This is a genomic window from Thermomonas alba, assembly GCF_022419205.1.
Classification (GTDB): Bacteria; Pseudomonadota; Gammaproteobacteria; order Xanthomonadales; family Xanthomonadaceae; genus Thermomonas; species Thermomonas alba.
The window spans coordinates 267,832-284,754 of the sequence record NZ_JAJOZU010000004.1; the positions used below are offsets into that span (position 1 = coordinate 267,832).

General features: G+C 68.7%; 16 protein-coding genes. 3 read left to right on the top strand and 13 right to left on the bottom strand.

The genetic code is table 11. The features are described 5' to 3' along the window. Positions 1–19: 19 nt before the first annotated feature. From ML342_RS08200 to ML342_RS08225, 6 genes are all read right to left on the bottom strand, one after another. A complete protein-coding gene (locus ML342_RS08200) occupies positions 20–874 on the bottom strand; it encodes a methylated-DNA--[protein]-cysteine S-methyltransferase (RefSeq protein WP_240126554.1) in 855 nt (284 codons plus the stop codon). A gap of 75 nt (positions 875–949) precedes the next feature. Then, a complete protein-coding gene (gene alkB / locus ML342_RS08205; RefSeq protein ID WP_240126555.1) occupies positions 950–1,594 on the bottom strand; it encodes a DNA oxidative demethylase AlkB in 645 nt (214 codons plus the stop codon). After that, the gene (cyoE, locus tag ML342_RS08210; RefSeq protein ID WP_240126556.1) at positions 1,591–2,517 is read right to left on the bottom strand and encodes a heme o synthase; all 927 of its coding nucleotides are present in this window, start codon (positions 2,515–2,517) and stop codon (positions 1,591–1,593) included. The genes alkB and cyoE overlap by 4 nt, the downstream gene beginning before the upstream one ends. Before the next feature lie 7 nt (positions 2,518–2,524). Next, entirely contained in the window at positions 2,525–3,682 is a 1,158-nt protein-coding gene (locus ML342_RS08215; RefSeq protein ID WP_240126557.1) for a COX15/CtaA family protein, read from the bottom strand. Positions 3,683–3,687: 5 nt separating this feature from the next. Further along, entirely contained in the window at positions 3,688–4,275 is a 588-nt protein-coding gene (locus ML342_RS08220) for a redox-active disulfide-containing membrane protein (RefSeq protein ID WP_240126558.1), read from the bottom strand. After that, complete coding sequence (locus tag ML342_RS08225; RefSeq protein ID WP_240126559.1) at positions 4,272–5,027, bottom strand: SURF1 family protein; 756 nt, start codon at positions 5,025–5,027, stop codon at positions 4,272–4,274. The genes ML342_RS08220 and ML342_RS08225 overlap by 4 nt, the downstream gene beginning before the upstream one ends. Before the next feature lie 63 nt (positions 5,028–5,090). Between ML342_RS08225 and ML342_RS08230 the strand changes: the two genes are divergently transcribed. Further along, complete coding sequence (locus ML342_RS08230; protein ID WP_240126560.1) at positions 5,091–5,318, top strand: twin transmembrane helix small protein; 228 nt, start codon at positions 5,091–5,093, stop codon at positions 5,316–5,318. Positions 5,319–5,427: 109 nt separating this feature from the next. Here the strand turns inward: ML342_RS08230 and ML342_RS08235 are convergent, their stop codons facing one another. From ML342_RS08235 to coxB, 5 genes are read right to left on the bottom strand one after another with little or no spacing between them, the layout of a single operon-like run. After that, positions 5,428–6,318: a cytochrome c oxidase subunit 3 gene (locus ML342_RS08235; protein ID WP_240126561.1), complete on the bottom strand. Its 891-nt coding sequence runs from the start codon at positions 6,316–6,318 to the stop codon at positions 5,428–5,430. Positions 6,319–6,347: 29 nt separating this feature from the next. Then, a complete protein-coding gene (locus tag ML342_RS08240) occupies positions 6,348–6,920 on the bottom strand; it encodes a cytochrome c oxidase assembly protein (protein WP_240126562.1) in 573 nt (190 codons plus the stop codon). Positions 6,921–6,922: 2 nt separating this feature from the next. Beyond that, positions 6,923–7,057, bottom strand: a complete 135-nt coding sequence (locus tag ML342_RS11900) for a hypothetical protein (protein WP_275672422.1) — start codon at positions 7,055–7,057, stop codon at positions 6,923–6,925. Between the two features lie 16 nt (positions 7,058–7,073). Next, a complete protein-coding gene (ctaD, locus tag ML342_RS08245) occupies positions 7,074–8,696 on the bottom strand; it encodes a cytochrome c oxidase subunit I (RefSeq protein ID WP_240126563.1) in 1,623 nt (540 codons plus the stop codon). Positions 8,697–8,728: 32 nt separating this feature from the next. Next, entirely contained in the window at positions 8,729–9,667 is a 939-nt protein-coding gene (gene coxB / locus ML342_RS08250; protein WP_439655185.1) for a cytochrome c oxidase subunit II, read from the bottom strand. Between the two features lie 242 nt (positions 9,668–9,909). Between coxB and putA the strand changes: the two genes are divergently transcribed. Next, positions 9,910–13,122: a bifunctional proline dehydrogenase/L-glutamate gamma-semialdehyde dehydrogenase PutA gene (putA, locus tag ML342_RS08255; RefSeq protein WP_240126564.1), complete on the top strand. Its 3,213-nt coding sequence runs from the start codon at positions 9,910–9,912 to the stop codon at positions 13,120–13,122. A gap of 113 nt (positions 13,123–13,235) precedes the next feature. On the opposite strand, the gene ML342_RS08260 is transcribed toward putA, so the two are convergent. Continuing rightward, positions 13,236–14,597 (bottom strand): OmpP1/FadL family transporter, encoded by a 1,362-nt coding sequence (locus ML342_RS08260; protein WP_240126565.1) that lies wholly within the window; start codon positions 14,595–14,597, stop codon positions 13,236–13,238. Positions 14,598–14,795: 198 nt separating this feature from the next. Between ML342_RS08260 and ML342_RS08265 the strand changes: the two genes are divergently transcribed. Beyond that, the gene (locus ML342_RS08265) at positions 14,796–15,488 is read left to right on the top strand and encodes a rhomboid family intramembrane serine protease (RefSeq protein WP_240126566.1); all 693 of its coding nucleotides are present in this window, start codon (positions 14,796–14,798) and stop codon (positions 15,486–15,488) included. Here ML342_RS08265 and ML342_RS08270 read toward each other — a convergent pair. Then, complete coding sequence (locus ML342_RS08270) at positions 15,482–16,903, bottom strand: S41 family peptidase (protein ID WP_240126567.1); 1,422 nt, start codon at positions 16,901–16,903, stop codon at positions 15,482–15,484. The two genes, ML342_RS08265 and ML342_RS08270, sit on opposite strands and share 7 nt — an antisense overlap. Positions 16,904–16,923: the final 20 nt, after the last annotated feature.

Here is a 16,923-nt window from a genome sequence, read left to right on the forward strand (position 1 = left end):
GCCGCGGGCGGCGCTTCCTTCATCCGGGCGCCGCTTCGCGCGCCAGCAGCGCCTGCTTGCGCGCCACGCCCCAGCGGTAGCCGGACGGGCCGCCGTCGCTGCGCACCACGCGGTGGCAGGGAATCGCCACCGCCAGCGGGTTGGCGGCGCAGGCCGCGGCCACCGCGCGCGCGGCGTTCGGCTGGCCGATGGCGGCGGCGATCTCGGCATAGCTGGCGGTGCGGCCCGGCGGGATCTTGCGCAGCGCCTCCCACACGCGCTGCTGGAACGCGGTGCCCTGGATATCCAGCGGAAGATCGAGGCCGATGCGCGGCGCCTCGACGAAGCCCGCGACCTGCGCCATCCAGCGCTCGAACTCGGCATCGCCGCCGATCAGCTCGGCCCGCGGGAAACGCTGCTGCAGTTCGCGCAGCAGCGCTTCCGGGTCCTCGCCCAAGGCAATCGCGCACAGGCCACGCACGCTGCGCGCCACCAGCAGAGCGCCGAGCGCGCACTGCCCCAGCGCGAACTGGATGCGCATCCCGGCGCCCCCCGCGCGAAAGCGTCCCGGCGGCATCCCCAGCAGCGCCGGCGCATTCGCATAAAACCGGCTGGAGGCATTGAACCCTGCCTCCAGTGCGGCCTGCAGCACGTTGTTGCCGGGGTTGCCCAAGGCAGCCTGCACCCGCTGCCGGCGCAGCGCCTGCGCGTAGGCGCGGGGCGTGAGCCCGGTGACCGCCTTGAACAGGCGATGGAAGCGATGCGGCGGCAGCCCGGCGGCCTGCGCCAACACTCGCAGCGGAGGTGGCGTTTCGGCCTGCTCGATCCGGCGGCAGGCGGCCGCGACCAGGGCGGCGGCGTCGCGTGAGGACGCTGGCGTGGAAGCATGGGGCATGCCGTCACTCTAGCGCTGCCGTGCCGGCACGGCCTCCCGCTTCTTGCACGCCGCAGTGCAGCGCATCGCGCAGGCTCAGCGCACCTTGCGGAAAGTGAGGTTCAGGCGGCAGTCGCCGGTGGCCGGATCGCGCCCGGGCCGCAGCGGGCGCACGCCGTGGAAGCGCATGCGGTCCACTCCGCCCCAGACCACCACGTCGCCGTGCGTCAACGGGAATGCCCGCGGCCGCTCCTGGCGGGTAGTTCCGCCCCACAGGAATACCGCGGGCAGCCCTAGCGAGACGGAGACGATCGGCGCCACCGCATCATCCTCGTCGCGGTCCTGGTGCAGGCCCATTCCGACCCCGGCGCGGTAGCGGTTGATCAGGCAGGCCTGCGGCCGGTAATCGGGGAATCCGGCCTTCGCGGCCGCTGCGGCCGCCAGCTGCAGGAATGCGGCAGGCATGGCCGGCCACGGCCGCCCGCTGCCGGGATCGATCGCTTCGTAGCGGTAGCCGCGGCGGTCGCTGACCCAACCGTATTCCCCGCAGTTGGTCATCTCGACCTGGATCAGGCGTCCGCCCGGGGTGCGCATCTGCCGGAACGGCGCCTGCGCCGCGATCTGCGCGATGTCCTGCAACAGCGCGGGCGCCTGCGCCAGCGCGAACCCGTGCAGCACATACGCCTGCGCTCCCAGCGCCGTGCTGCCGCCGGCCGTCGCGCTGGCGAACAGATCGCTCACGCCACTGGGGCCAGCTCCAGCACCGGCGCGCCGCCCAGCAGCGGCATCAGCCAGTGGTCGAGCAGCAGGAAGCCGAACAACGCCATCAGGTACACGATGGAGTACTTGAACATGCGCATCGCGAAGAACTCATCCGGCGGATCCAGCAGCCGCCACGCGTACCACAAGAACACCGCGCCCAACACCAGCGCGCCGGCCAGATAGAAGATGCCGCTCATGTGCGTGGCCCATGGCAACACACTGGCCACCACCAGCAGCACGGTGTACAGCAGGATCTGCCAGCGCGTGTAGGTGACGCCGTGGGTCACCGGCAGCATCGGCACCAGGGCGCGCGCATAGTCCTCGCGGCGGAAGATCGCCAGCGCCCAGAAATGCGGCGGCGTCCATACGAAGATGATCAGCACCAGCAGCAGCGCGTGCGCCCAGTCCCACGGGCGCTGCATGCCGCTGACCGCGGCCCATCCCAGCAGCGGCGGCACCGCGCCGGCCAGGCCGCCAATCACGATGTTCTGCGGCGTGGCGCGCTTGAGAAAACCGGTATAGATGACCGCATAGCCGATCAGTCCGCCGAAAGTCAGCAGCGCGCACAGCCAGTTCACCCACAGCAGCAGGATCGCCATCGACAGCGCCGCCAGCAGCAGCGCAAAGGCCAGCACCTGCGCCGGGCGCAGCGCGCCGGTGGCCAGCGGGCGTTCCGCCGTGCGCGCCATCACCCGATCGATGCGCGCATCCAGCAGATGATTGATGGCCGCCGCGCTGGCCGCCGCCAGCCAGATGCCGACGCTCGCCGCCAGCATTCGCCGCCACGGCCAGACCTCGCCGGGACGGATCGCCAGCAGCATGCCGATGATCGCGGTGAACACGATCAGCGCCACGATCCGCGGCTTGGTCACCGCCCAGTACTGCGGCGCCTGCGCTCGCATGCCCACTTCAAGCCTCCGGCGGACGCAGCCGCGCCAACAGGCTCACCAGCGCGAACAGCAGCAGCACCGCGCCGGCGTTGTGCAGCACCGCCACATGCAGCGGCAGCGATAGCAGCACGTTGGCCATGCCCAGCCCGAACTGGGCGCACACCAGCAGCCCCAGCAGCGCGCCCCAACCGCGCAGCCCAGGCATTCGCAGCAGGCGCAGCGCCAGCAGCAGCACATAGCCCGCCACCACCACCGCCATCATCCGGTGCGCCAGCTGGATCGCGATCCGCGCCGGGTTGTCGAGGATCCCGCCTTCGTAGTCCACCCCGATCCCGCGCCACAGCACGAAGCCCTCGCGGAAATCATGCGCCGGCCACCAGGCACCGGCGCATTTCGGGAACTCGTTGCCGCAGGCCAGCGCGGCATAGTTGGCCGAGGTCCAGCCACCCAGCGCGATCTGCGCTGCCAGCAGCGCTAGCCCGATACCCAGCAGCACCCGCAGCCGACGCGCATCCGCGCTCAGCAGCGGGCGCCCGGTGGCGCGCCAGGCGGTCCAGGTGAGCAGGGCGAAGGTGGTCAGCCCGCCCAGCAGGTGCCCCATCACCACCACCGGCTTCAGCAGCCAGGTGACCGTCCACATCCCCAGCAGGGCCTGGAAGATGATCACCGCCAGGGTCAAGGTGGACACCCGCGCCAGATCGACGTTCGACCAGCGCAGCGCGCCGATGAGCAACAGCAGTTCGGCCGCCACCGCCAGCAGCGAGGCCGGCGCATGCGCGCCGCGCATGTACAGCGGGATGGCCACCACCACCGCGGCGGCCGCGCCCAGCACGTGCAGCCAGCCCTGGGGGCGCCGGCGCGTGGCCAGCAGCGCGAGGCAGAACACCAGCAGGCCCAGCAGGCCGGCGATCATCCGGTGCACCTGCTCGCGCCAGGCTTTCTCCGGGACCACCGGGCGGATCGCGGTGGCGGCATGATCCAGCGCCTGATCGGCATGCGTCGGCCACGTCGCGCGGCCGTAGCAGGTCGGCCAATCCGGGCAGCTGAGGCCGGCGTTGGACAGGCGCACGAAAGCGCCGAATACGATCACCCCGGCCGCCAGCAGCACCGCCAGCCAGGCGATGCGGTGGAAATGGCGATACAGCGGCTGACGGGCAGAACCAGGAGAAGCACTCATCGTCGTTAGTTGACCTTCAGCAGACGGGCGAGATCGCTGCGCAGATCGCCCGGATCGAATCCGGAAGGGTAGCGCATCACCACGAAGCCATAGGGATCCACCAGCCACACCTGATCGCCCGGCGCGGCGGCGCTCTTCCCTGGCGCCAACGTCGTACGTAGTCGCGCATCCATCTGGATCGGATACACCTCGCGCATTCCGGCAACCGGTCTCGGCAGCGCACCGCCCCACAGCACGTGCACGCGGTCGGCCTCGCGCCCCATCAGCCGCCAGACCTTGTCAAGGTTTTCCAGCAGCTGCGTGCAGGCGGCGCGGCGGGCGCCGTCGCACCCGTCCGGCGCCGCCACGATGCGCCAGGTGCGCGGGCTGTCCTTCCAACGGTAGTGGCTACCGTCAGCCAGGGTCAGGGCGTGATCGCGCAGGTCACCGTAGGGCTGCAACAGCTCGCCCTTGTTCTTCAGGCCCTGCGGCTGCCAGCCGGAAAAGCGCAGTGCGCCCGCCGCCAGCAGGGTGCCGAATGAAAGACCTGCGATCGCGAGCAAGACCAGACGGTTGCGACGCACGGCCGCAGGCGGTGGAGTCAGCGAGTTCATCGCGATCGTCTCCTGAACGTGAGGACGGCAGCTACCGCCACTGTGGCAAATGCCAGCCCGAACCACTGCACGGCATACCCAAGGTGGCGTTCGGGCGGCAGGGTATTCGGCAGGATGTCGAGATCGCGCTGGCCGGGGGCCAGCATCACGCCCGCATCTCCCGGCCGATACTGCGGATCCAGCCGCAGCACCCGCGGCGCGATGTGGGTACGCAGGCCCAGCGCGGCGGCGATCGCCGGCAGGTCCAGGCGCACCGCCAGCCAGCGGCCGTCCGCCTGGCGCGTCAGCGGCGCGCCGTGCGCCAGACCTGCTGCCGGCGGCGGCGCCAGCAGCCCGCGCACGGCCTGGTCGGCCACCCGCGGGCAACCCGGCGCGGGCAGCGCGCGATCGCCGCCCAGCGGCCACCATCCGGCATCCAGCAGCAGCGGCTGCACGCCGTCCTGCGGATACAGCAGGCAATACATGCGCACGCCCACCCGGCCGTCGCGCTGCTGGTTGTCCAGCCACAGGGTGACATCCGCCAGCACGCCGCGCCCGGCCGCCCAGTCGTAGGCCTGCGCGCGCGCGGGATCAGAGGCCAGCAGCAGCGGCTGCGGCTGGCCACGCGCAAGCGCCGCCTTTGCGGCATCTGCCAGTTGGCGCTCTTTCTGGTGCATGCGCGCCAGCTGCCAGCGCCCCAGCGCGGCGAACCCAGCCGCCAGCAGCAGCGCCAAAGCCCAACCGCCCAGCAGGCGTCCGCTGCGGATGCTCATCTGCGCCACACCTTCCGCGGCGATGCGGCTATGCTGACAGCCTGAACCGGCAAAGAGGCCTCCATGAGCGAACCCCTGAAAATCCTGCTGGTAGTGGGCTTTCTGCTGCTCATCCTATGGAACCTCGGTGCGGGGCTGTACTACCTGCTGATCGACAAGGGCACCAGTAAGCGGACGGTCAACGCCCTGACCCGGCGGGTGGCGCTGAGCATCGCGCTGATCCTGCTGGTGATCCTGGCCATCAAGCTGGGCTGGATCGTGCCGCACGGCATCGGCCGCGCTCCCGGCTGATTCTCGACCTGACGCCCGCCTGCGGGCTGGACTCGAACCCTGCCTCCGCCCATGAACGAAAAGGCCGGCAGCGCCGGCCTCTCGCCTGCCTGCGAACGCAGGTCTGGATTCAGAGCACGTACACGAACAGGAACAGGCCCAGCCAGACCACGTCCACGAAATGCCAGTACCAGGCCACCGCTTCGAACGCGAAGTGGTTGTCCTTGGTGAAATGGCCCATCGCGCAGCGCAGCCAGATCACCAGCAGCATCAGCGTGCCGAGGGTGACGTGGGCGCCGTGGAAGCCGGTCAGCATGAAGAAGGTCGAGCCGTAGATGCCCGAGCCCAGGGTCAGGTTGAGGCTGTGGTAGGCGTGCGCGTACTCGGTAGCCTGGAAGTACAGGAACAGACAGCCCAGCACCACGGTCAGGCCGAGGAACAGCAGCAGGGCGCCGCGCTTGCCCGCTTTGAGGGCATGGTGCGCGATGGTGACGGTGACGCCGGAGGACAGCAGGATCAGAGTGTTGAGAAGTGGCAGCCCCCACGGCGGAATGGTCTGGAAACTGCCGCCGACGTCCGCAGGCCCGTTGCTGGGCCAGCCGCCGAAGAAATCCGGCCACAGCAGCGCGTGGGTCTGCACGCCATGACCCTCGCCCGCCAGCCACGGCAGCGCGAACTGGCGTGCGTAGAACAGCGCGCTGAAGAAGGCGGCAAAGAACATCACCTCGGAGAAGATGAACCACACCATCCCCATCCGGAACGACACATCCACCTGCCTGTTGTAGTGGCCAGCGATCGACTCGCGGATCACATCGCCAAACCACTTGAACAGCACCGCCAGCAGGCCAGCCAGGCCGACGAAGAACACCGTGCGGCCCCAGCTGACCTCGTTCAGCCAGCTGGCGAACCCGACCATCAGTACGAACAGTGCGACCGAGAGCAACACCGGCCACTTGCTGCCGTGGGGAACGAAATAAACGTCCTGATCATGATGGCCGTGTTCGGCGTGAGCGTGGGACATGGCGGTCTTCCAGTCTTCTGTCAGGTGGGTCAGGGCGCGGCGCGAACCGCTCCCGCGGGATCTCTGCTCGTCGCCAGCGCGGCGGTCAGAGCGTCGTTCTTGTAGAAGGTGTAGGACAGGGTGATGGTGTTGATATCGGCCGGCAGCGCCGGATCGACGATGAAGCGCACCGGCATGTCGCGCGACTCGCCGGCCTGAAGCGTCTGCGCGGTGAAGCAGAAGCATTCGGTCTTGTTGAAATAGCCCGAAGCCCGCGCCGGCGCCACCGACGGCACCGCATTGCCCACGATCGCGCGCCCGGCGCCGTTGCGCGCGAAGTACAGCGCCTGGTACTGACGCCCCACCTGCACCCGCATGCTCTGCTGCTCGGGCGCGAACTTCCACGGCAACTTGGAGTTCACGGCCCCATCGAACTGGACGGTCACCCAGCGATCGGCAGGCCGCTGCACACCGGCGTCCTGCACCGGCCCCTGCTCCAGGCGCACGCCGAACACCTTTTGGCAGGCCAGGCGGTACAGCGGCACCATCGAGAACGCGAAGCCGAACGCAAGCAGCGCCACTCCGGCCAGCTTCCATACCCCGTGCTCGCGCCGCGCGGCCATGCTCAACGCCCCGGCATACTCGACAGCATGAACCCCGCATACACCGCCAGCGCGATCGCCGCCAACCACCACGCCGTGCGGCGGGCGCGCCGGCGGCGCGCCTGCAGGGCGGGGTCGTTGGCAGGATCAGGACGCATCGCAGGCTCCGAAGGATCAGTGCGCCACGTCGCCGTGCGCGAGGTCGCCGTCGTTGATCACCGGCGGGTGCTGGAAGGTGTGGTGCGGCGCGGGCGATGGCACCGTCCACTCCAGACCGCGCGCACCTTCCCAGACCCGTGCCTCGGCCTTGGCGCCATGCTTGAGCGAATGCCACAGGATGAAGGCCATCATGAACGGGGTCAGAAACATGCCGAACGCGCCGATCGAGCTGACCAGGTTCCAGTCCGCGAACACCACGCTGTAGTCCGGGATGCGGCGCGGCATGCCGACCAGGCCGAGGAAGTGCTGCGGGAAGAACAGCACGTTGACGAACACGACGCTCCACCAGAAATGGAACTTGGCCCAGGTCTGGTTGTACATGCGGCCGGTCCACTTCGGCCACCAGTAGTAGATCGCGGCAATGATCGCAAACAGCGCGCCGGTCACCAGCACGTAGTGGAAGTGGGCGACCACGAAGTAGGTGTCGTGATACTGGAAGTCGGCCGGCACGATCGCCAGCATCAGGCCAGAGAAACCGCCGATGGTGAACAGCACCACGAACGCGATCGCCCACAGCATGGGCGGCTCGAAGGTGAGCGAGCCGCGCCACATCGTGGTGACCCAGTTGAACACCTTCACCCCGGTGGGGATCGAGATCAGCATGGTGGCGAACATGAAGTACAGTTCGCCGCCCAGCGGCATGCCGACCACGAACATGTGGTGCGCCCACACGATGAATGACAGGAACGCGATCGCCGCGGTGGCATACACCATCGCCTGATAGCCGAACAGCGGCTTGCGGCTGAAGGTGGGGATGATCTCGGACACGACCCCGAACGCCGGCAGGATCATGATGTACACCTCCGGGTGTCCGAAGAACCAGAAGATGTGTTGATACATCACCGGGTCACCGCCGCCGGCCGCATTGAAGAAGCTGGTGGAGAAGAAGCGGTCGGTGAGCAGCATGGTCACCGCGCCGGCCAGCACCGGCATCACCGCGATCAGCAGGAATGCGGTGATCAGCCAGGTCCAGCAGAAGATCGGCATCTTCAGCAGGTCCATCCCCGGCGCGCGCATGTTGAGCACGGTGGCGATGATGTTGATCGCACCCATGATCGAGCTGATGCCCATCATGTGGATGGCGAAGATGCCGAACGCCAGGTTGGCGCCGCCCTGCAACGACAGCGGCGGATACAACGTCCAACCTCCCGCCAGCGCGCCGCCCGGAAGGAAGAAGGTCAGCAGCAGCAGGGCGAACGCGAACGGCATGATCCAGAACGAGAGGTTGTTCATGCGCGGCAGCGCCATGTCAGGGGCGCCGATCTGCAGCGGGATCATCCAGTTCGCCAGCCCCACGAAGGCCGGCATGATCGCGCCGAAGATCATCACCAGCGCGTGCATGGTGGTCAGCTGGTTGAACACCTCGGGCTTGACGAACTGCAGGCCCGGCTCGGCCAGCTCGGCGCGGATGCCCACCGAGAGCGCGGCGCCGAGAATGGCCATGATGAAGCTGAACACCAAATACAGCGTGCCGATGTCCTTGTGATTGGTCGAGAACAGCCAACGCTCGATGAAGCCCTGCGCGTGGTGGCCGTGGGCATCGTGCTGGGCGACGGCATCGGGATGGGTAGCGGACATGGCGTGACCTCTTGACGAATGCGGTGCGGAGATCAACCGGCCTGCGCGACGGCGGCGGGCGGATCGGACGGAGTGGCCGCAGCGGTGGCGGCAGGCGCCGGCGCTGGCGTCTCTGCCGGAGCCTCGGGCTTGGCCGACGCGCGCTTGGCCTTCTCGGCCGCCAGCCACTGCGCGAACTCCTGCTGGCTGACCGCCTTGACCACGATCGGCATGAAGCCGTGATCCTTGCCGCACAGTTCGGCGCACTGGCCGCGATAGATGCCGGGCTTGTCGATCTTGGCCCAGGCTTCGTTGACGATGCCGGGCACCGCGTCCTGCTTCCAGCCCAGCGCCGGCACCCACCAGGAATGGATGACGTCGTCCGCGGTCAGCACGAAGCGCACCTTGGTGCCGACCGGCAACACCAGCGCGTTGTCCACGTCCAGCAGATAGTGCGGAGCATCTGCCGCAGTGACGGTTTTCCCGCTCTGCCTCAGTTCGTCATGCTCGCGCGCCAGGCGGCTGGTGAAGGCCACGTTCTCGCCCAGGTATTCGTACTTCCACATCCACTGATAGCCGGTGATCTTCACCGTCATCTGCGCATCGCGCACGTCGTACATGCGCAGCAGGCCGCTGGTGGCGGGGAACGCCAGGCCGATCAGGATCAATACCGGGATCGCGGTCCAGATCAGCTCCAGCTTGGTGCTGTGCGTGAACGAGGTATCCGCCACTGCGCCCTTGGATTTGCGGAAGCGGAAGATGGCGATGGCCATGGCGCCGAACACCAGGATGCCGATCACCACGCACACCACCAGCATGATCATGTGGGCGTCGTAGGCCGCCTGTGAGGTCGGAGTGACGCCCTGCCCCATGTTCAGCTGCCAAGGATGCGGATCGGCGGGCCCTGCGGCCGGATCCTGCGCCTGCGCCAGCACAGGCCATGCGGCGGCCATCGCCGCCAGCGCCAGTTGTTTGATACGACCGGATGTCATCACGCCAAGTCCCGCCTGTCTCGTGCTCGATCGAAGATGCCGGGCCACGGCATACCCCTCCCGTGGCGCGCGACTTTTTAAGTCCTGGGCTGGCAGGAACATGAATGAACACAAACTGCCTTGACCCGAATCAAAGATTACTGGGCCCGGGAGCGCACGGCAACCACCGCCCATACTCGCTGCCTGCTCGCTGCTGGCCGCGGGCCTCTACAATGTGTGATCCCCTGCGATCGGCCCTCCGCATGAGCAGTCAGGCCTCCATTTCTTCTTCTCCCATCCTCTCTCCGGAACTCCCTCCCGTCCCCGCGCCCACCCGCGCCGCGATCACCGCCGGCTGGATCCGCGACGAAGCCAGCCACGTCCGCGAACTGCTGGAGCAGGCCCGCCTGCCCGCCGCCGACCGCGACGCCGCGCAGGCAGTCGCGGCCGACTTGGTGCGCAGGGTGCGCGCCCGCGCGCGCAATCAGGGCGCGGTCGAAGCCTTCATGCGCCAGTACGACCTCGGCAGTGAGGAAGGCGTGCTGCTGATGTGCGTGGCCGAGGCGCTGCTGCGCATTCCCGATCAGGCCACGGCGGATGCGCTGATCCGCGACAAGCTGGGCGATGCCAACTGGGAGAAGCACCTGGGGCAGTCCGAATCCCTGCTGGTGAACGCCTCCACCTGGGGCCTGCTGCTGACCGGCAAGCTGGTCGAACTGGCCGATGACACCCGCCGCGACGTGTACGGGGCTTTCCAACGATTGATCGGCCGCGCCGGCGAGCCGGTGATCCGGCTGGCGGTGCGCCAGGCCATGAAGATCATGGGCCACCAGTTCGTGCTGGGACGCACGATCGAAGAAGCCCTGGCGCGCAGCCGCAAGGGCGAGAACGCCGCCTACCGCTATTCTTTCGACATGCTGGGCGAAGGCGCGCTCACCCAGCGTGACGCGCTGCGCTACCAGCAAGCCTATTTGGGCGCGATCCATGCGATCGGTCGCGACTACGCCCCACGCCGCGCGCAAGGCGCCGATGCGGTGTTCGCCGCGCCCAGCATCTCGGTCAAGCTCTCGGCGCTGCACCCACGCTACGAGCACGCCAAGCGCGCGCGGGTGCTGGACGAGTTGGGGGGCCGCCTGCTGGAACTGGCGCGTCTGGCGCGCGAATACGGCATCGGCCTGACCATCGACGCCGAGGAGACCGATCGTCTGGAACTGTCGCTGGACCTGATCTTCCAGGTGATGGCAGACCCTTCGCTGCAGGGCTGGGATGGCTTCGGCATCGTGGTGCAGGCATACCAAAAGCGCGCGCCGTTCGTGATCGACCACATCGTGCACATGGCCGGCCAGTTGGGTCGCCGCATCCCGGTGCGGCTGGTCAAGGGCGCCTACTGGGACGCCGAGATCAAGCGCGCCCAGGTCGAAGGCCAGGCCGGCTACCCGCTGTTCACGCGCAAGCAGAACACCGACGTCAGCTATCTCGCCAACGCCCGTCGCCTGCTGGACGCCGGCAATGCGGTCTATCCGATGTTCGCCACCCACAACGCGCACACCATCGCCACCGTGCACCGGATGGCGCGCGCCATGCGCGGCCGCCGCGACTTCGAGTTCCAGAAACTGCACGGAATGGGCGACGATCTGTACGCGGAGGTGATCCCAGCCGACCGCCTGGACGTGCCCTGCCGGGTGTACGCGCCGGTCGGCAGCCACGAGGACCTGCTGCCCTACCTGGTGCGCCGCCTGCTGGAAAACGGCGCCAACTCCAGCTTCGTCAACCGCATCACCGATCCGGAGATTCCGGTCGAAGAGCTGATCCGCGACCCGGTGGACTTCGTGTCCGCACTCGAACACATCCCGCACCCCCGCATCCCACTGCCGGTCGACCTGTACCGCAGCCAGGGCCAGCCACGAGACAACTCCATGGGCATCAATCTCGCCAACGACGACACCCTACGCGAACTGGCCGCCGCCATGAACGCCTCCGGCAGCGGCCAGTGGACCGCCGCCCCCTTGGTGCCGGGCGCACGCTCCGCCGGCGAAGCGATCGCCGTCACCAATCCGGCCGATCGCCGCGAGGTGGTGGGCCACTGGCAGCCCGCGGACGCCGCGACCGTCGAGCGCGCGCTGGCCAATGCCGTCGCCGCGCAGCCCGCCTGGGACGCGATGCCGGCCGCCTCGCGCGCCGCGATCCTCGAGCACGCCGCAAACCTGCTGGAGGCGCGCATGCCGCAGTTCATGGCGATGTGCGTGAAGGAAGCCGGCAAGACCATCGCCGATAGCGTGGCCGAGGTGCGCGAAGCGGTGGATTTCCTGCGCTACTACGCGCTGCAGGCGCGCGAGCATTTCGCCCCGATCCCCCTGCCCGGCCCGACCGGCGAATCCAACCAGCTGCAGCTGTCCGGGCGCGGCGTGTTCGTCTGCATCAGCCCGTGGAACTTCCCGCTGGCCATTTTCACCGGCCAGATCGCGGCGGCGCTGGCGGCCGGCAACAGCGTGATTGCCAAGCCGGCCGAGCAAACCAACCTGGTCGGGTATGCCGCAGTCAAGCTGCTGCACGAGGCCGGCATCCCGCAGGACGTGCTGCAGTTCGTGCCGGGTGATGGCGCCACCGTCGGCGCAGCGCTGACCCGCGATCCGCGCGTGGCCGGAGTGGCCTTCACCGGCGGCACCGACACCGCGCGCCTGATCCACCGCGCGCTGGCCAGCCGCGAGGCCGGCCCGATCGCCACCCTGATCGCCGAGACCGGCGGCCAGAACGCCATGATCGCCGACAGCTCCTCGCTGCCGGAACAGGTGGTCAAAGACGCGCTCGCCTCCGCGTTCACTTCGGCCGGCCAGCGCTGCTCGGCCGCGCGCATCCTGCTGGTGCAGGAGGACATCGCCGACAAAGTGATCAACATGCTCGCCGGCGCGATGGCAGAGCTGAAGGTCGGCAACCCGGCGCTGCTCTCCACCGACGTCGGCCCGGTGATCGATGCCGATGCCTGCCAAGTGCTGGCCGCGCATGCCGAGCGCATGGACCGCGAGGCGCGCCTGATCGCACGCACTCCGCTGCCGCCCGGAACCGAGCACGGCACCTTCTTCCCACCCACCGCCTGGGAGCTGGATTCCATCGCCCAGCTCGACCGCGAAAAGTTCGGCCCCGCCTTGCACGTGGTGCGGTTCAAGGCCGAGGAGCTGGATGCGGTGGTGGATGCGATCAACGCCACCGGCTACGGGTTGACCCTCGGCATCCACTCGCGCATCGATGCCACCATCGACCGCATCGTGGCGCGCGCCAAGGTCGGCAACATCTATGTCAACCGCAACCAGATCGGCGCGGTGGTCGGGGTGCAGCCGTTCGGCGGCCAGGGGCTGTCCGGCACCGGCCCCAAGGCCGGCGGACCGCACTACCTGCCGCGTTTTGCCACCGAGAAGACGGTGACCATCAACACCACCGCCGCCGGCGGCAATGCCAGCCTGCTGACCCTGGGCGATTGAGCCTGGTGGCCGCCCTGCGCGCGATGCGCGGGGCACCGCCTCGGCGGCATCCGTGCCTGCAACGAAACAGCCCCGCCGGAGCGGGGCTGTTTCTTGTTGCGTGATCGCCAGGATCAGAAGCGGTACTGCATCGACACGCCCACCAGATCCGCGTGGCCGGTGTAGCGGCCGGCCAGGGTCGAGGTGTTGCCGGATGCCGCGTCCACCGGCAGATTGATGGTCGGCGACTTGATCTCGATGCGCTGGTAGGCCGCATCCAGCGACAGGCTGTCGCTGAGGTGCCAGCTGGCGCCGATCGAGTACAGGGTGCGATCGTTGTCGGGCAGACGCGGCGTGCGGTAGGTGTCGTGGGTCGGGGTCTTGTCCTTGCCGATGCCGCCGCGCAGGGTCAGCGCCGGCGAGAAGTCATACTCCATGCCCAGCGAGTAGAAGTGGGTGTTGCTCCAGTGGAACGGCTCGCTGCCGACGATGGTGCCGTTGCTGCGCTTGATGGTGACGTCCTGCAGCGAATCCCAGCCGGTGTACTGGTAGTCGGCCAGCACGCGGAAGTTGTCGGCGACGGCGTACTTCACGCTCACGGTGGTCACGCTCGGAGTGACCAGGCGCGCGCCGCCCGGGCCGTTGGCGAAGCGCGGGTCGCTGGCGAGCAGGGCCGGCACGCCGGTGAAGTACAGGTTGCCCTTGAGCTCCTGCTTGATCTCGGAGCGGTAGCTCAGGCCGATCGCCAGTTGGTCGGTCGGGGCGATCTGTGCGCCGATCACGAAGCCGATGCTGTTGTCGGCGCCCTTGACCTTGAAACCGCCATCCAGCGCCTGCGGCTGGAACGGATAGCTCGGGTTGAAGCAGTTGGCCGGGTTGCCCGAGCCTGCGCAGATCGCGGTGCCGAAGTCGATCGCCTTGGTCAGGGTCGCCTCTGCGCGCTCCCAGATGAAGCCGGCGCCGATCGACACGCCGTCGCTGAGCTTGAGCGCGGCCGACAGGGTCAGGTCCATGGTCTTCACATCGGACTCGATGGCACGGTAGCGGCCCACCCAGTTCGCGTCGTACTTGGTGGCCAGGCCGAACGGCGCGCCGAGGCTGGCGCCCAGGGTCAGGCCTTCCAGCGCTCCGTGCATCGGGAACACCACAGCCATGTTCGGCACTGGGGTCGGATCGCCCGGGTCGCCGCCGTTGCCACCGGTCAGCGGTTTGGCCGGGTTGCCGAGGATGGCACCACCGCCGCTGAACTTGGCATTGAGATCGATGACGGTCAGGTCGGCCTGGAAGGTGTTCTTGTCCAGGTTGACCATCGCCGCCGGGTTGAGCGAAACCACCGCCGCGTCCTTGCCGACCATGCTGCCGGCGTTGGACTTGCCGAGGTTCTTCACGCTCTGCTCACGCAGCTGGAAGCCCGAGGCGGCCGCCTGGCCGACGAACAGGGTGCCGAGCACGGCCAGCGCGAGGGCCGAGGCGCGGATATTGCGAGTCTTGTGCATCTTGATGTGTCTCCGAATGCGGATCGGTTGGTTTGAGTGGTCGTGCGCACGGCAAACATCAGCCGCGCGGCTCATCAATGCGTGCACCGGAGTCCCCCTCCACGTACGACGCTGTATGCGACTATACCGCAAAACTTTAACTTTGCTCTAACACGCTCAACGGCCGCTTTGAGGCCCATTCGACGCCATTCGCCACCCATGTTCGTCGCCATCCCGCCCCGCCCGCAGCGCCGGTTCGTGTGGGCAACCCCCGCCCTGTTCGCCACCCTATGGCTGGCCTACGTGCTGGCCGCGCTGCATACGCCGGCCGGTAGCTTGGCCACCGCGCTGGACTGGGGCGTGCTCAGCGGCGGATTGGACAGCCTCGCCGAATGGCGACGCGCGCTGGCCGACGGCAGCGTGCTGCGTCTGTTCTCTGCGCTGTTCCTACACGCCGACTGGCTGCATCTGCTCGGCAACCTGGTGTTCCTGCTGATCTTCGGCCTGCCGGCGGAACGGGTGATGGGCGGCGCGCGGCTGCTGTTGTTGTTCCTGCTCGGGGGCGCAATGGCCAACCTGGCTGCGGTGCTCGCCATCGTCGCGCCAGACCGCCTCATCATCGGCGCCAGCGGCGCGGTCTCGGCGCTGCTCGGCGCCTATCTGGCGCTGCTCCCGGGCGCGCGTCTGGGCGTGGTGCTGCCGCTGGGCTTGTTCCTGCAGTTCGTGCGGGTGCCGGCGTTTCTGCTGATCGGCCTGTGGGCGCTGCTGCAGGTCGGGTTCGCCTATGCCGGGCCGACGTTCGGCGCGGTGGCCTGGCCGGCGCACATCGCCGGCTTCCTGTTCGGGATCGTGTTCGCGCTGCTGACCAAGGCGGCGATCGCGCGTCGCCTACGCCGCCAGCGCGGTTATTGAGGCGTTGCCGGGTCCGCTTTGGCTCCAGGCTTGGCCGGCGTCGCCGCCGGCGCGGGCTTGGCAGGCGCGGGCTTGGCCGCGATGGGGGCTGGCGGCGGCGCGATCCCCGCCATCGCCTTGAGCTCGCGCAGGGCGGCCTCGATCGGCGCCTGCCCCGGCAGCACTTCCCCGGCGTTGTCGCCTTCCAGCGCGCCGGCTTCCGCGGCGAGATGGCCGGGCAGCTCCGCCTCGCTGACCGGCGCCGGCCGGCGCTGGCCGTCCTCGGGATGGAGAACGACATCGGGCGTGATCCCCAGCGCCTGGATCGAATGGCCGCTGGGCGTGTAGTAGCGCGCGGTGGTGAGCTTGACGGCATCACCGTTGTCCAGCGGCAGCAGGGTCTGGACCGAGCCCTTGCCGAACGTGCGGCTGCCGACGATGCGCGCGCGCTTGTTGTCGCGCAGCGCGCCGGCCAGCACTTCGGCGGCGCTGGCCGAGCCGGCGTCCACCAGCACGACGATCGGCGCACCATGCAGGCGGTCGCCTGGAGTGGCCTCGAAGCGGGTGGTGCCGATCGCCTCGCGCCCGCGGGTGCTGACGATATTGCCGCTGTCCAGCAGTTCGTCCGCGATCTGCACCGCGCCGACCAGCAGGCCGCCCGGATTGCTGCGCAGGTCGATCACCAGCCCGCGCAGCGGCGCGCGCGTCTGCAAGGCATCGAGCTGCTTGACGAAATCGGCGGCGGTATCGGCCTGGAAGCTGGCGATGCGGATGTAGCCAAAGCCCGGCGCCAACATCCGCGAGCGCACGCTGGCGGTGCGGATGGTGTCGCGCACCAGGGTGAGGTCGAACGGCTCGCGCACGCCCTCGCGCACCACCTTCACCACCACCTTGGTGCCGGCCTTGCCGCGCAGCGGCGCGGAGCCATCGCTCTGACCGGGCATCAGGAGCTTGCCGTCGATCGCCACGATGCGGTCGCCGCTGCGCAGCCCGGCGCGCGCGGCCGGGCTGTCGTCGAGCGGCGCGATCACCCGCAGGCTGCCGTCCGGCAGCTGCTGCAGCTGCACGCCAACGCCGTCGTAGGCGCCGCGGGTCTGCTCGTCGAAATCCTCGGCATCGGCCTTCTCGAGATACGCGCTGTGCGGATCGAGGTTGAACAGCAACCCGCGCACCGCCGACTGCATCAGGGTGTGGTCGTCCACCGGGTCCACATAGGCCTGCCGGATCGCGTTGTAGACCGTCACGAAACGGCGGATCTCCGCCAGCGGTACCTTGGACGCCGCCAGCGCGGCGGCGTCCGGATCCTCCTCCGCGGGCTCCGCATCCGGCGCCGCGTCCTGCCCTTGCACCACGGCAGGGGCCGCCTGCGCCCAGCTCCACTGCGGCATCCCCATCAGCGTCAGCGCGATGAGGAAGAAAGGCGACCGAATGCGCATGCAAATGCTCCTGCAGAGGG

Coding starts and splice junctions, on each gene's coding strand:
- ML342_RS08240 (WP_240126562.1), bottom strand. CDS start 6,920: ATGGCCGCGCGGCGCGAGCACGGGGTATGGAAGCTGGCCGGAGTGGCG.
- cyoE (WP_240126556.1), bottom strand. CDS start 2,517: ATGCGAGCGCAGGCGCCGCAGTACTGGGCGGTGACCAAGCCGCGGATC.
- ML342_RS11900 (WP_275672422.1), bottom strand. CDS start 7,057: ATGCGTCCTGATCCTGCCAACGACCCCGCCCTGCAGGCGCGCCGCCGG.
- ML342_RS08200 (WP_240126554.1), bottom strand. CDS start 874: ATGCCCCATGCTTCCACGCCAGCGTCCTCACGCGACGCCGCCGCCCTG.
- putA (WP_240126564.1), top strand. CDS start 9,910: ATGAGCAGTCAGGCCTCCATTTCTTCTTCTCCCATCCTCTCTCCGGAA.
- ML342_RS08265 (WP_240126566.1), top strand. CDS start 14,796: ATGTTCGTCGCCATCCCGCCCCGCCCGCAGCGCCGGTTCGTGTGGGCA.
- coxB (WP_439655185.1), bottom strand. CDS start 9,667: ATGACATCCGGTCGTATCAAACAACTGGCGCTGGCGGCGATGGCCGCC.
- ML342_RS08270 (WP_240126567.1), bottom strand. CDS start 16,903: ATGCGCATTCGGTCGCCTTTCTTCCTCATCGCGCTGACGCTGATGGGG.
- ctaD (WP_240126563.1), bottom strand. CDS start 8,696: ATGTCCGCTACCCATCCCGATGCCGTCGCCCAGCACGATGCCCACGGC.
- ML342_RS08235 (WP_240126561.1), bottom strand. CDS start 6,318: ATGTCCCACGCTCACGCCGAACACGGCCATCATGATCAGGACGTTTAT.
- ML342_RS08230 (WP_240126560.1), top strand. CDS start 5,091: ATGAGCGAACCCCTGAAAATCCTGCTGGTAGTGGGCTTTCTGCTGCTC.
- ML342_RS08225 (WP_240126559.1), bottom strand. CDS start 5,027: ATGAGCATCCGCAGCGGACGCCTGCTGGGCGGTTGGGCTTTGGCGCTG.
- ML342_RS08215 (WP_240126557.1), bottom strand. CDS start 3,682: ATGAGTGCTTCTCCTGGTTCTGCCCGTCAGCCGCTGTATCGCCATTTC.
- ML342_RS08220 (WP_240126558.1), bottom strand. CDS start 4,275: ATGAACTCGCTGACTCCACCGCCTGCGGCCGTGCGTCGCAACCGTCTG.
- ML342_RS08260 (WP_240126565.1), bottom strand. CDS start 14,597: ATGCACAAGACTCGCAATATCCGCGCCTCGGCCCTCGCGCTGGCCGTG.